11 protein-coding genes are annotated in these 13,582 nt (G+C 63.1%); 5 read left to right on the top strand and 6 right to left on the bottom strand.

The window, feature by feature from the left end:
- Nucleotides 1-354: 354 nt before the first annotated feature.
- Nucleotides 355-570, bottom strand: coding sequence for a DUF3263 domain-containing protein (locus BQ4436_RS11585; RefSeq protein WP_070361851.1), 216 nt, complete (start codon nt 568-570; stop codon nt 355-357).
- 16 nt (nt 571-586) lie between these two features.
- On the opposite strand from BQ4436_RS11585, the gene BQ4436_RS03955 reads away from it, so the two are divergent.
- Genes BQ4436_RS03955 through cls form a run of 4 tightly spaced genes read left to right on the top strand, consistent with a single transcriptional unit; the run spans nt 587 to nt 3,975 of the window.
- The gene (locus BQ4436_RS03955) at nt 587-1,159 is read left to right on the top strand and encodes a peptide deformylase (protein ID WP_070363431.1); all 573 of its coding nucleotides are present in this window, start codon (nt 587-589) and stop codon (nt 1,157-1,159) included.
- A 36-nt stretch (nt 1,160-1,195) separates the two neighbouring features.
- On the top strand, nt 1,196-1,687 hold the full coding sequence (locus BQ4436_RS03960; RefSeq protein ID WP_070975576.1) for a GNAT family N-acetyltransferase, cg3035/Rv0428c family: 492 nt from the start codon (nt 1,196-1,198) through the stop codon (nt 1,685-1,687).
- A 9-nt stretch (nt 1,688-1,696) separates the two neighbouring features.
- Entirely contained in the window at nt 1,697-2,488 is a 792-nt protein-coding gene (locus BQ4436_RS03965) for an exodeoxyribonuclease III (RefSeq protein ID WP_070975577.1), read from the top strand.
- A gap of 5 nt (nt 2,489-2,493) precedes the next feature.
- Entirely contained in the window at nt 2,494-3,975 is a 1,482-nt protein-coding gene (gene cls, locus BQ4436_RS03970) for a cardiolipin synthase (protein ID WP_070975669.1), read from the top strand.
- Between the two features lie 387 nt (nt 3,976-4,362).
- Here the strand turns inward: cls and BQ4436_RS03975 are convergent, their stop codons facing one another.
- Together BQ4436_RS03975 and BQ4436_RS12185 are read right to left on the bottom strand one after the other, a co-directional pair.
- Complete coding sequence (locus BQ4436_RS03975) at nt 4,363-6,822, bottom strand: zinc metalloprotease (protein ID WP_070975578.1); 2,460 nt, start codon at nt 6,820-6,822, stop codon at nt 4,363-4,365.
- 4 nt (nt 6,823-6,826) lie between these two features.
- Nucleotides 6,827-10,210 carry a Rib/alpha-like domain-containing protein gene (locus tag BQ4436_RS12185; protein WP_176754806.1) on the bottom strand — a complete coding sequence of 1,128 codons (3,384 nt, stop codon included), beginning with the start codon at nt 10,208-10,210 and terminating at the stop codon, nt 6,827-6,829.
- 298 nt (nt 10,211-10,508) lie between these two features.
- Between BQ4436_RS12185 and BQ4436_RS03985 the strand changes: the two genes are divergently transcribed.
- On the top strand, nt 10,509-11,315 hold the full coding sequence (locus BQ4436_RS03985; protein WP_070975580.1) for a PDDEXK family nuclease: 807 nt from the start codon (nt 10,509-10,511) through the stop codon (nt 11,313-11,315).
- 101 nt (nt 11,316-11,416) lie between these two features.
- Here BQ4436_RS03985 and BQ4436_RS03990 read toward each other — a convergent pair whose 3' ends face one another.
- From BQ4436_RS03990 to BQ4436_RS04000, 3 genes are read right to left on the bottom strand one after another with little or no spacing between them, the layout of a single operon-like run.
- On the bottom strand, nt 11,417-12,145 hold the full coding sequence (locus BQ4436_RS03990) for an ABC transporter permease (protein ID WP_070361845.1): 729 nt from the start codon (nt 12,143-12,145) through the stop codon (nt 11,417-11,419).
- Nucleotides 12,146-12,147: 2 nt separating this feature from the next.
- Complete coding sequence (locus BQ4436_RS03995) at nt 12,148-13,092, bottom strand: ABC transporter ATP-binding protein (RefSeq protein WP_070361844.1); 945 nt, start codon at nt 13,090-13,092, stop codon at nt 12,148-12,150.
- On the bottom strand, nt 13,085-13,564 hold the full coding sequence (locus BQ4436_RS04000) for an NUDIX hydrolase (RefSeq protein WP_070975670.1): 480 nt from the start codon (nt 13,562-13,564) through the stop codon (nt 13,085-13,087). The genes BQ4436_RS03995 and BQ4436_RS04000 overlap by 8 nt, the downstream gene beginning before the upstream one ends.
- Nucleotides 13,565-13,582: the final 18 nt, after the last annotated feature.

Consider the following 13,582-nt stretch of genomic DNA (forward strand, 5'->3'; position numbering starts at 1 on the left):
AGGGTGACACCAAATTCCCTCGCGCAATCCTTGCGACCTGGAGAAACGTCTTGACACCCTCCCGAAAACAGCGAATGTGGTGCCCTTTGCGGTCGGCGGGGAACTTTTTCAGCCGGGGTGGCCAGCGACCTGGGGAAACGGGTGCGTTGGTCGACCGGAACCGACCTCAAACCCAAAGTAGTTCCCGGACCGGGGAACTATCTCAACGGCGGGCAGCCGGGAGAACGAGTTGACCTGGGGAAAAGTGTCTTGAGGGTCGCCGAAGCCTCCGAAAGCGCAAAATGGTTCCCGAGCGCGGGAACTTTTTCACGGCACGAGGTCCGAGACGCCGTGGGCGGACAAGGTCAGGCCCGCTCAACGGTCGCGGAGTCGCTGCAGGCGGCGCACGAGTTGGGGGAATTCGGAGAGGGCGGAGGGGTCGTCGAGAAGGAGGTTGAGTTTTTGATAGTAGCGAACCGGTGTAAGCCCGAGCTGCGTGGTGATGGCTTCTTCTTTGGCGCCGATGGCGCGCGGAGCGTGGGCCTCGAAGGTGAGGATGGCGCGGTCCGAATCTGAAAGCTGCTCAGGCATGCCTATTATGGTAGCCATGACCATTCGACCGATCGTTATTTATGGCGACCCTGTCCTGCACAACCCGACGAAGCCGGTGGAGCAACCAGTCGAGGAGCTGCAGGAACTCATTGCGGACATGCACGAAACGATGGACGCCGCCAACGGCGTGGGCCTGGCCGCGAACCAGATTGGTGTGCCGCTGCGCCTGTTCGTGTACCACTGCCCTGACGGCGACACGATGCGCCGCGGCACCGTGATCAACCCGGTGCTGGAGACGAGCGAGATCCCGAAAACCATGCCTCGCGACGACGGCGAGGACGACGAAGGCTGCCTGTCCGTCCCGGGCGAAGGCTTCCCTACCGGCCGCGCGGACTGGGCCAAGGTCACGGGCCTGGATGAGAACGGCAACGAGATTGAGGTCGAGGGCACTGGGTTCTTCGCGCGGTGTCTGCAGCATGAGGTCGGCCACCTGGACGGCTTCGTGTACACGGACGTGCTCACCGGCCGCTACAAGCGCGAGGCGAAGCGCGCGATCAAGGCGAACGGGTGGACGGAGCCGGGCAACACGTGGCTGCCGGGCACGGACGAAGACCCGTTCGGGCACTAATTGTTCCGCCAGGAAGCGCCCACTGTTGGGGGCAGGGTGACGGTCCGCTACCGCACGGAGTCCGGGGTCAATGAGGCGCTCGGGGAGGTCGTCGGGGTGGACCCGTTACGGGTGCGCCGCCGCGATGGGCGCGAGGTGACCATCACGGAGCCGGTGGCGGTGCGTTCGTTGGCGCCGAGGACGGTTCGGAATTCGGAGATTCGTCGAAAAGAGGTGGAGCTCACGGAGGCGAACCCGGCGCCGGTGCAGGAGTGGGTCGAGGGGTGGCTGGCCCGCGCGGGCGCCTCGAACCCGCAGGATAATACGGCAGTGCCGTTGGGCCCGTCGGCGGCACTCGCACCGCTGCCCCTCACCGCGCTCAAGGAGTTTTACGACGCCCACTCCCTCCCCGTGCGCCTGTTGGTGCCGGAGCGCATCGGCAAGGCGGCGGAGAAGCACGCGGCGCGGCACCCGGAGCTGTGGGAGGTCGGCCCGGAGGAGATCGTGGGCGATGACCACCATCGGCGGCGTGTCCTGCGTCTGCGCTAGGGTATTGGCATGCGCATCGCCACTTGGAACGTGAACTCTGTACGTACGCGGGCAGAGAGGATCGCCGCTTTTCTCGACCGCAACGACGTCGACGTGTTGGCCATGCAGGAAACGAAGACGAAGGACGCCACGTTCCCCTACTCCACGTTCGAGGCGGCGGGCTACGAGGTCGCGCACGTGGGCTACAACCAGTGGAATGGTGTGGCTATCGCGTCGCGGGTGGGGCTGGAGAACGTGCGCACGCACTTTGAGCGCCAGCCGGCGTTCGCGAAGAAGGGCGATCCGGTTGTGGAGGCCCGGGCGGTTGGGGCGAGCTGTGGGGGCGTCGATATCTGGAGCTTGTACGTGCCGAACGGGCGCGAGATCGGCGACCCACACTACGAATACAAACTCGAGTTCCTCTACTCTCTGCGCGAGACCGTGGACCCGCAAACGTTGCAGCTGTTCACGGGCGATTTCAACATTGCGCCGCGCGACGAGGACGTGTGGGACATCGCCTGGTTTGAGGGCAAGACGCACGTCACGGAGCCGGAGCGCGCCGCGTTCCAGATGCTGCTGGAGTCCGGCTTGGAGGAGATCCGCCACGCGGACCCCTACTCGTTCTGGGACTACAAGTCCATGCGCTTCCCCAAGAACGAAGGCATGCTCATTGACTTCCACTTAGCGACGCCCCCGCTCGCCCGCCGCCTGCAACAGGCTCGGGTGGACGTGGCGGAGCGCGACGGCAAGGGCGCATCGGATCACGCGCCCGTCATCGCTGATTACGACACCGCCGACCTCGCACTCGACCAGGTGCGGTAGCCATGTTGTCTCTGTTCAGTGGCCTCTCCCTGTGGCAGCTCATCGCCATGGGCATCGACTACGCCATCAAGTTCGTCATGATTGGCGTGGTGCCGTCGAACCGCAAGCCGTCGAGCGCGAACGCTTGGCTGCTACTCATTCTGCTGCTCCCGTTCGTGGGCCTGCCGCTGTACCTGCTGATGGGGTCCAAGTACGTCTCGCAGCGGCGCCACCGCATCCAGAAGGAAGCGAACGCCGTCCTCAACGACGTCTACTCCGACATCCCCGACATTCCCGCCGGTCAGCAGGCGAACCCAGAAGTGACCTCGATGATCACGCTGAACCGCACCCTGACCGGCTTCCCCGCCGTGCACGGCAGCGCGGTCGCCATGTGGGCGGATTACGAGAAGACGATGGTGCGGATTGCGGAGCTCGTCGATAAGGCGGAAGCATACGTCGACATCGAGATTTATGCGGTGGCCTGGGACAACACCACCGCCATTGTGTTTGAGGCGTTGGAGCGTGCCGTGGCCCGCGGCGTCCACGTCCGCCTCCTATTCGACCACATCGGTTCCATGAAATACCCCGGCTTCCGCGCGCTCAAACGGCGCCTGACGAAGGCCGGCATCCACTGGCACCTCATGCTCCCGCTGAGCCTGCTCAAGGGCCGCTTCCGCCGCCCCGACCTGCGCAACCACCGCAAACTCATCATTATCGACGGCCACACCGCCATGCTGGGCTCCATGAACCTCATCGACCGCACCTACCTCACCCGCCAACACCGCGCCGCCGGACGCCAATGGGTCGACGCCTTCGTGGAGCTCCAAGGGCCCATCGTCACCTCCATCGAGGCGCTGTTCGCCGTGGACTGGTACTCCGAATCCGGCGAGCCCATCGAGCTCACCGCCCCCTTGGACCTCGGCGCCCCCGCAGACGCGAACCTGGTCCAGCTCATCCCATCAGGGCCCGGCTACCAGGCCGAACCGAACCTGCGGATGTTTAACACCCTCATCCACCACGCCAAAGAACACCTGGTGCTGTGCTCCCCCTATTTCGTGCCCGAGGACTCACTGCTGGAGGCCATCACCACCGCCTGCTACCGCGGCGTGCGCGTGGACCTGCTCGTTGGCCAGAAGGCAGACCAGTTCATGGTGCAGCACGCCCAGTCCTCCTACTACCAACAACTTCTCGAGGCCGGGGTGCGCATCTGGGAGTTCCCCGCCCCCTACGTCCTGCACACCAAGTTCCTGCTCGTCGACCCCACCTCGAAGGAGCCCGGCGCCGCCGTCGGCGTGCTTGGCTCCTCCAACATGGACATTCGTAGTTTCTCACTCAACTACGAAAGCTCACTCTTAATTTGCGACGGCCCCCTCCTCCGCAACCTCAACCAACTCGCCGACACGTACCTGTCGGTGACTCGCGAGCTCACGCTGGAGCGCTGGAACACGCGGCCGTGGTACCGCCGCTACATCGACAACGTGATGAAGCTGACCTCGGCGTTGCAGTAGCCGCACGCTGCCAGTGCCAAAGGACGCAACCACATCCGAAAAACCCGGCAAAAGCCCAGGTCACGGAAAACTGGTTGCGTCCTTTGGCACTGCCCCACAGCCAGGCACACCAAATTCCCTCACAACCGACCAGCGACCTGGGAAAACGCCGAGGCCCCGTGCTCGAACCCGGGAATTTGGTGTCCCCCCATCTAGCTAGACACCAGATTCCTGGATTTTCGCGAGCAAACCCTACGTTTCCTCAGGTCGCGCATTTGGTGAACTGGAATTTGGTGCGCGCCCTCACACGCCAAACACCAAATTCCCTCACAATCGACCAGCGACCTGGGAAAACGCCGGGACCCTAGCCAAAACCAAGGAATTTAGTGCGCCGGGCGAATAAGCGACCTACTTGTTCGCCATCACGGCGGCGGCCGCGCCGCCCAGGCCCAGGATGCCGAGCAGCACGCCGACAACGATCAGGATCGTGTTGCGGGTCTTCTCGTCGACGCCGCCCTTGTCGTCGGTGGCCTTGGCGTCCTGCGTGGTTGGGTCAGCTGGCGCCGCGGTGCTCGGGGCCGCTGAGGGCGACGGCTTTGCCGACGTGGTTGGTGGCGTCGATGGTCGCTTAGGTTGCTTCAGTTCCTTGGTGTCCGCGAGGTTGCGGCGGTTGGTGTCCTGAAAGTCGCCGAGCTTACCTTGGGAGAGCAGTGCGGATGCCCGCTGGCCCAGCACGGAGTCACCGAGTTGGGTGCTGACTTGGCGCAGCTCGTCCTCGGTGTAGTCGAGGAGGCTGATGTCGAAAAGCTCGCTGAAGACGATTTCGCCGGACTCGTTTTCGATCTGGATGTAGACCGGCACGTAGGAGCCGTACAGGCGCTGCGTGTCCGGGATTGGGATCTGGATTTCCTTGCGGGACTGCGGCCCGGCTTCCTTGGCGTCGCCGATGCCCTTGACCTTGATGGTCTGGACTGGGGCGATGCGGGAAAGTTCCTTGCCGTAGAAGGCGCGCACGGTGAACTCATGGTCGTGGTAGCCGCGGTTGCCAATGGTGCCCACAACCTTGTTGTCGGTGCGCACGGTGGCGATGCTGTTCTCGTCGGCCATGTAGAAGTCGGCCTTGCCGTCGTTCTTGAGGGCAGCGGCGGCGTCGAGTTCGCGGGCGTCGCGTTCGATGCCGCGGCGCTTCTCGGCGTCCTTGTCCGACTCGGAGTCGGACTCGGCGGGCTTGACGGAGACGTCACCGATGCCGCCGGCCTTGACGTTGAGGTTCTTCCACTCGGACGGGACGGACCACTCGCCGACGTAGCAGTCGGGGGCGCCGGCGCAGCCTGGGTGCGGGGCCTCCTGGTTGCCGCTCTTGTCTTCCTCCTGGTAGTCGAAGGTGACGAACTGGTAGGCGTAGTTCATGGCGGATGGGCGATCGCTGAGCCAGTCTCCGTACTTGGTCCATTCGTAGACGGATTGGCGCTTGCCGTCGACCCACAGCATGCCGTTGTGGTTCAGACCCAGGTTGTGGCCGAGCTCGTGCATGATGGTGTTGCGTACTTTGTCCTCGGCGCCCATGCGGGCGTTCTTGGACACGTAGAAGCTCGTGCCGCCGATCAGTGCGCGGCCGGTGGCGTAGTTGATGGAGCCGTTGGCGGAGGGGGCGTCCATAAGGTCGCCGATGACGCCGGAGCGGAAGATGCCTTCGCGCTCTTTGAGCAGGTCCACCGACGTGGTGATCAGCTCCGAGCCGGACGTTTCGGGCGAGTTGAAGTAGTGGTCCTTGTAGCCAAGGATCGGCCCGCCGCGGTATTCGTCGTCGCGGGCTTCGAAGTTCTTGGAGTAGCCCTTACCTGCGTCGATGTGCAGGTTGTAGCCGTGTGCGGCGAACTTCTTCACCAGCTGGTCCAGGATGAGCCCGGACGGGCGGTAGACGTTCGTGTTCATCTTCGAGCAGGCGTCGTAGCGGGCGAAGCCTTCGGGGTTGACGGCGAAGCGCGCCGCTTGCTGGCAGCCCTCGGTTTCCCACTCGGACTTCATCCAGTTCATCTGGAGGAAGATGTCTTTCTCATACGGGTTGGCGCCCCAGCGGTGCAACGGCATATCGACGCCATTTACATTCGCACCCTGCATTTCCCAGATGTCTAGCAGGCCGTCACCATCCGAGTCCAGCGCCCCCAGCTGCGTTTCGATCTTGACCGTCATCTCGGCCTTCATCGTCGCGCCAGGCTCGACGGTCTGGACCCAGGTGCCGCTGAGGACTTCACCGCGTTCCATGTTTTTGTTGTCAGAGCCCGCGTTCCACTTTGGGAGAGTCGCCGGATCCTGAGCGGTGGCAAGTGCCGTCGCACCCGGGAAGTTCGCGTCGACTCGGTAGGCGGACTTGTCCTCCCCGCGCAGGCTGTCCCCAAACTGCGCGGCGGTCATGGTGCCCTTCATTGGCTTGGCGTGGTTGTACATGCGGATCGCCAGCTCACGGGCGGTTCCGGCGTTGTTGGTCAGCTCGGTGACCACGTTGATCTCGTCGCCTTTGACGGTAAAGGTTCGCTTCATGGTGACTTCGCGCCGCGGGTCGGTGTGCTCCAGCACCGTGACGCCGTCCTCGGGGGAGCTCTCAGTCGTACTCTTCGCGATCGGCGCCACCACGCGCCCATCGGCCCAGCCGATCACACCGACCTGGTTCTCCAACTTGCCCGCAACCGACTTCGGGTTCACGTAGGTCAGGGTTGCCTCGTGGTAGCTCTTCCGGATGTGGAGCTGGGTCTGGATGGCGTCGTCATCTGAATTGACGGGGGACGCCGTCGCAGGCACGGCCGACACTGCGCCCATCCCGAGCGCGAGCGTCACTGCACCTGCAATCACTGTCTTGTGAAAACGCATCCTTTTACCTCCTCAAGCCCAGGTCACGCATAAGGTGTCTGAGATTCGACTGAACAACTGGGACTTCCTGCAGCGCGAGCAAACCTGCGCCTACCAGGAACCCAAGTGCACCGAGAATTACAGTAATCCACCCCGCTGCCGAACTCCCAGTCTCGGGGGCTGGGTCCGGCTCCGGCGTTGGCGCCGGGGTGCTCGGGGTTGGGGTCGGCGTGGACGTGGGCGCCTCTGTCGATGGTGTCGGCGCAGCGGTCTGGCGCGGCTCACGCACGTACGCCGACACCTTCACGGTGCGCTGCGAGCCGTCCTGGTAGGTCACCACAACCGGCACCTCAACCTTCGACTTCGGCTTCACCGACGCGTCCGGCAGCACCTGCAACCTGCCCGAATACTTATCGACGTGCACCTGCCACCCCTTGGCGGCGAAGCTGGCGTCGATACCAAAGGTGGTCTCAGGCGGGACGCGCTGGCCCTGCGGCGTGGAAGCCAAGTCGCCGGCGTTGACGTAGATGTCGCTCCAGCGCGGGCGCTCTTCGTCGGCGATGGCCTTCTTGCGCAGCTCGGCGTCGATAAACTCCTCGGAGCCATCGGGGTACTTCACGCGCACGCGCACGTTGTACTTGGCGCCGCCCGGCGCGTCTTTCGGCAGCACGGCGATGATGCGGCCCGTCTTCGTATCGACGCTCACATCCAACCCAGCGTTCTCCTCAATCGAGAACGTGGTGTTTTCCGGCACCGGTGTCAGCATCTCGTAGGACGTGCGGGTGCCGCCGGTCAGCGTTTCCGGCGCGTACCTCGGCGTGAATGTCTCCGCGTCCGGTTTGCTGTGCTTCACCCCGACGTGGAATGGCACATCGGTGGAACTGCCGTCCGGGTAGGACACCGTCACCACCGCGTCCAGCGGCCGGGCACCATTTTCCGGCGCACGCACGACCAGGTTGCCGGTGTCACGGTTCACGGACACCTTCCACCCATTGAGGTTCTTGTTGCCCTCGGCGTCCTCGAAGAACACGAAGTCGGTGCCCTCCGGCACGTTGCGAACATCCGTCCTATGCAGGACGATCGGCGTCCCCGGCAGCACCTCGCGGCCCGTTTCATAGGCGTGGTTGTAGCTGCCCGCGATCTGGCGCGGCAGGATGTTGAAGTAGACGGGGACGTGCTGGGTGGAGCCGTCGCTAAAGCTGGCCTTTACCATCACTTGCACGACGTCACCGGCCTTCAGGTCGTCGCCTGTGGCCTTGAACGTGACCATGCCTGGCTGCTCGCCGTCCTCGGCGGTGCCCTCCCGCTCAACGACGCTCGCGTCAGTTTCGCCCTCGATCGAGTAGGAGACCTGCGCCTCTTCCGGGATCGGCTGGTTGAAGAACACCTCGGCGCCCTGCGTCAGGGTCGCCAGCGGCGCGTGGCTGCGGGTCTCTTCGCCCAGGCGGACGAACACGTCCGGGTACTGCAGCTTGTACTCTTCGGCGAACGGGGTTGGGTCGAGCACGTTGACCTTAATTACACGCTGCTCGCCGGTGGAGAGCCGTACCCAGTACCTGCGCTCACCCTTCGATCCGCCCTCGGAGCGCGGCGGCTTCAAGAACACCTCGCCGTCCCTACCGATGGAGACCCAATCCGGCACCCCACCGGCTTTCAGCTCATCCTTCGTCGAGACGATCTCCATGCCGCTCGCGATTTCATCCGGTCTCATCACGTTCGTCTCAAGCGTCGTCCCCGCCTTCACGTTGATCGGCGTCCAATCCTCCGAGAAGTCAGACTCGACGTGAAGCGTCGCCAGCTCTTCGTACAGCGGGTCCCACACCTTGAAGGAGAACTTGTGATTCCACTTGTCACTACTGCCGACAACACGCACGTTGCCATCCGGCGTCAGCGACACCTGGTAGCCCTCCGCACCCAGGAACTTGGTATTCGGGTCCAACTTCGCCGACGGCACGAACTCGTACACCTCGCCAGGCTTTACGCTCTTCGAGGTAATCGCGAACTTCGGCTTCTCATGAGGAGTGCTGTCCGGCGAGAAGGGGTTCGTCCCCAAGCTCACTTCGTCCTCGTTGCTCACGCCATCGCCGTCGAAGTCCGCGGCTGGGATGGAGAACACACGCTCGTCCTCGCCAACAAACCCGATCAAGAAATCCTTCGCATCAGACGAGTTATCCGGGTAGTCCACCTCCACGCGCGCATGCGTGATGAAGGTGTTCATGAACCACTTCGAAACCCGCTCAAACTCCGGCTTCGAGTTCCCAAACTCCTGCTCGTAGGCCTCCGCGAACGCCTCCAGGCCTTTCGCCTTCACAACGAAACGGTTGCCGTCGGAGGCGTCGACAAGCGCGTGGTCCAGCGCCGGCGACTTCCTGCCGTTCTGCTCGCCCTTATACCGAATCGAGCGCACCTTCACCTCAGCATTGCCGAACGGCGTCCCGCTTCGGAACTCCTGGCCCGGCTTCAGCCGCACCAGCAGCTCGCCCGGGTACGGGTCGTACTGCTCAGCCATATATGGCTTCCGCGTCGTCGTAGTCGGCTTCACACTTGTCGACGTCGGCTTCGCCTCAGTACCCGTCTGCTGCGCGCTGCTCGGCTTCGGCTGCGGCTGCGACTGCGAGGTGCTGCTCGACGGCGACGGCTTTGGCTGCGGTTTTGCGCTCGTCGTAGTTGAAGTAGGCGTCGGCGTTGTCGTCTCCGGAAGCTTCGGCAACGGATTCTTCGCGACACCCCTATCCCTGGCGTCGAACGGGTTCGCCCCCTTCCTGGCCTCCTCGCCATTCGACACACCATCGCCATCAAAATCCCCATCTGGATCGTTGGCGAGGCGGCCGTCGAGACCCAAGAGACGCAGCGGCAACACCGCGCGCTCCTGCACCGAGCCATCCGTGAACTTAATGTCGAAGTCCAGTTCGTTGATCTTCGACTGGTCATCCAAAAACTTCTGAGGATTCCACTTATAAATGGAGTCCTTCCCCGACAGCACCTCTCTGTCATAAACCCCGGCGATTACCCCAGTCTCCGGGGCCCACACGCTCACCTGGTAGCGACGCGGAGCATCAGCGCCGCTGGTGGGCGAAGGCCTCCACGCCACTCCTGAAAAATCAATCTTTTTATAAAGCTTCTCCACCCTGGATATCGTCGCCAGGTCTCCCGACTCCAGCTCACTGCGGCCCAGCTTCCCGGGCCTGACCTCCAACAGCTTGTATTTGATTGGATTCGTCTCGGCCAGCGCCGGGCCCTGCGCCTGCGCATTTGCCTGCACCTGCAGCTCTGTTGGCCCTGCAACCTGCACCAACGGCGTCACTATCAACGCCGCCGCCGCAACAACCACACCCCTCCGCAACCGGGTCCGCACACGCGAACCCGCCCGGCGAGCCTCACCTGCTGCCCGGCCGCGATTATTCGCCACAACGAATCCTTTCTGCAGCAAAAGCCAATGACACTCCCAGGGTAGTCCCCATTATTCGTTTTGCCTAAACCTCCGCAACTTTCTAAATGTTTTCTCATGTGGCGGGTGTGGTTTGTGGGTCAAGAAAGTTCCCCACCAAATCTGCCCAGTGCCAAGAGACGCAATTCCCAAAACAGACACCGCCATAACACCTGGTCACAAAAGTGCTAGAGCTTATTGGTTGCGTCCTTTGGCACTGTAAACAGAAATTGTGGAAGAACAAGGAAACCAGGCGCCCATCCAATGCGTCTAAACAAATATGAATTACAGACAAACACCGCAACCGGAGGCACTACAGATGATCCTCGACTACGCACAACAGTGGCCGACCCACATCGCCAGCGGCTACTCTGCTCTCACCCTTTACAGGTTGCCCTACCTTACAGACACAGCCCCCGTCACATTCATCGGCCCGACCAGTAAGACCCGCTCCCCTACCCCAACAACGCCCGGACTCAAACGCCGCGGAGCCGACGGTATCGCACTCACAACAGTGCACCACTTCGGACACACGATCTACGCAGCGGCCCCCGCGTACGCCACGATTCAGGCGATCCAGATGCTAAAAAGCGGAGAGCACTCTCCTGCCGTCATCACACCCGAGGGGCTCGACCCCCTCCAAGTACGGGCAGTGCAGCTGGTGGATTGCGTTCGCAGGCACCTCAACGTTTCAACATCTTCGCTGCGCCAAGCAGCGGACTGGCGCGTGGAGAAGCGATGGCTCAACAAGGTACTCAAGCTTTCCAGCAAGCTCGCCGACTCGCCGCGCGAAACCGAGCTGCGCCTGCTGCTCCACGCCGTAACAAAGCAACGCCGACTGAAGCTGAGTGAGCAAGTCCCTGTATATAGGGGCCGCCGCCTCGTAACGACGTTCGACTTCGCCATCGAACCGCTTAAAACCGGGATCATGTATGACGGCCAGCACCATTGGGAGTATGACCAGCGCCAGAAGGATGCCCGGATCAACTTGGATCTGGCGTTGGAGGGCTGGACCGTGGTCAGGTTCGCCGCCGCCACGTTTAGTGAGGTGGTCCCACGAATGGAAGAATTACTTGACCGAATGTGAACAGTGCCAAAAGACGCAACCTTATAGATATAGCCCTTTTATAACCAGCGGTTTTAATGGGGCACTCTTAGGAGATTGCGTCTTCTGGCACTGCTATCGAACTACGCGTCCCGCGCCTCAGTCAACAGCACGCCGATCACCCACAACGCCACGGCCCACACGGCGAAGATGCCGAGGGAGGCGCCGAGCTCCCAGTGTTGGGTGGGTTGGTTCATCATGAAGGCGATGAGGTTGTTGAAGGGGAGGAACTTGGCAACGTCTTGGCCGTATTTAGGGATGAACCCGACGATGGTCTCCAGGAGGAGCATCATGGACAGGCCGATGACGATGGCGGCGGACGTGTTGCGGACGATCCAGCCGACGCCCTGGGTGAACAGGGTGAGCAGCGCCATGCCGAGCGGTACTGCCCACAGGGCGCGCTGGGTGGCGCTATTTGTGGTCCAGCCTGCGGGGACGGCGGTGGTGAGGTCGGCGAGGATGAACGCCACGACCACGGCTAGCAGCGTCGCAACCACAACGCCGACGACGCCCACTACGACTTTGGCCAGGGCGACTCGCCAGCGCTGCGGTGTGAGGCGGAAGTTGGTGGCGGGGATGCCGAATCGGTATTCGGTGGTGACGGTCATGGCGGCTTGCACGATGACGACGATCCCGATGGTCATGGAGACGGTCGAGACGACGGTCAGGGGTGTGTAGGGCATGCCGGAGGTGTTGGCCAGCCAGCCGAAGAGTGCGCCGTAGATGCCGGCGACGATGATCATGGCGGCGCTGGTCCACCAGAAGGAGCGGGTGCTGCGGAGTTTGGTCCACTCGGAAAGTATGAGGTTCATGGTTACTTGCCCTCCTGGACTGTGCGGGATGCGAACTGTTCGGTGCCTTCGGTGGATTGGATGTAGGCGTCCTCGAGGGAGGCGTGGTGTTCGCTGAGTTCGGTGAGGATGACGCCGGCTTCGAAGGCGATGCGCCCGATGGTTTCGGGGGTGGCGTCGTTAATGGTGAGGTTGGGTCGGCCGTCGGCGTCGGTGCCTGGGCTGATGCTGGCGCCCGGCGCGCCTGCCTCCACGGCCACCTGCAAACGAGAAAGCCCAGCATCAGCGGCACGCACCACAACGCGGGAGCCGGAGTGGGCCTTGATGAAGTCGTGGACGGAGGTGTCGGCGACGAGTTTGCCCTTGCCGATCACGATGAGGTGGTCGGCGGTCTGCGCCATCTCGGCGAGGAGGTGAGAGGACACCAGGATGGTGCGGCCTTCCTGGGCGAGCGCGCGCAGCAGGGAGCGGACCCAGCGGATACCTTCGGGGTCGAGGCCGTTGACGGGTTCGTCGAGGATGAGGTATTCGGGGTCGCCGAGCAGGGCCGCTGCGATGCCGAGGCGTTGCCCCATGCCGAGGGAGAACCCGCCGACCTTCTTGCCCGCTACGTCGGTCAGCCCGACGAGGGAGAGGACTTCGTCGACGCGGGAGGCGGGAATGCCGGAGGCCTGTGCTTGCCACAGGAGCGTCGCGCGGGCGGAGCGGTTGGGGTGTACACCTTTGGCGTCGAGGAGCGCGCCGACTTTTTGGGCGGGGCGCTTGAGGTTGCGGTAGCTGGTGCCGTCGATAAGACAGCTGCCTGACGTGGGCTTATCCAGGCCGACGATCATACGCATGGTGGTGGATTTGCCTGCGCCGTTGGGGCCGAGGAACCCGGTGACGATGCCGGGTTTGACGCGGAAGCTCACGTCGTCGACGGCGCGGACGGGGCCGTAGACCTTTGACAGGTTTTGGACTTCAATCATGCGAAACAGTATGCCTGAGAATGTCCGGCAGCGCGGCACGCAGCCCCGGGTGTAGGGCGAGTTCTTCGAGTTTTTTCAGGGGAACCCAACGCAGCTCAACGCTTTCTTCGTTGGCGGTGGTCTCGAGTGGCTCGCCGGAGCGCACGCGCGCGAGCACGGTGGTATAGGTCCAGCCACTGGGTGCGGGGCCGGACGTCACTAATTCCTTATCGACGTCCACTTCGCCCCCATCGATACCGCATTCTTCTTCCGTCTCCCTGAGGGCGGCTTGGGAGGCCGTTTCGTGTGAGTCGCGGGCGCCGCCGGGGATGCCCCACGTGTCGCCTTGGGCGGTCCAGGGTGCGCGGTGTTGCATGAGCACGACGGGCTCGCCGCCGTGCGTGGCCTGCAGGAAGAGCCCCGCGGCGCCGTGTTTGCCCCACATTTTCTGTCCGTTGGGCCCTTCGACCCATCCGTTGCCGTCTCCTTGCATGTGTTCCACTGTAGGTCG

Source organism: Corynebacterium sp. MC3 (genome assembly GCF_900099485.1).
In the GTDB taxonomy this organism is placed as follows: domain Bacteria; phylum Actinomycetota; class Actinomycetes; order Mycobacteriales; family Mycobacteriaceae; genus Corynebacterium; species Corynebacterium pseudogenitalium.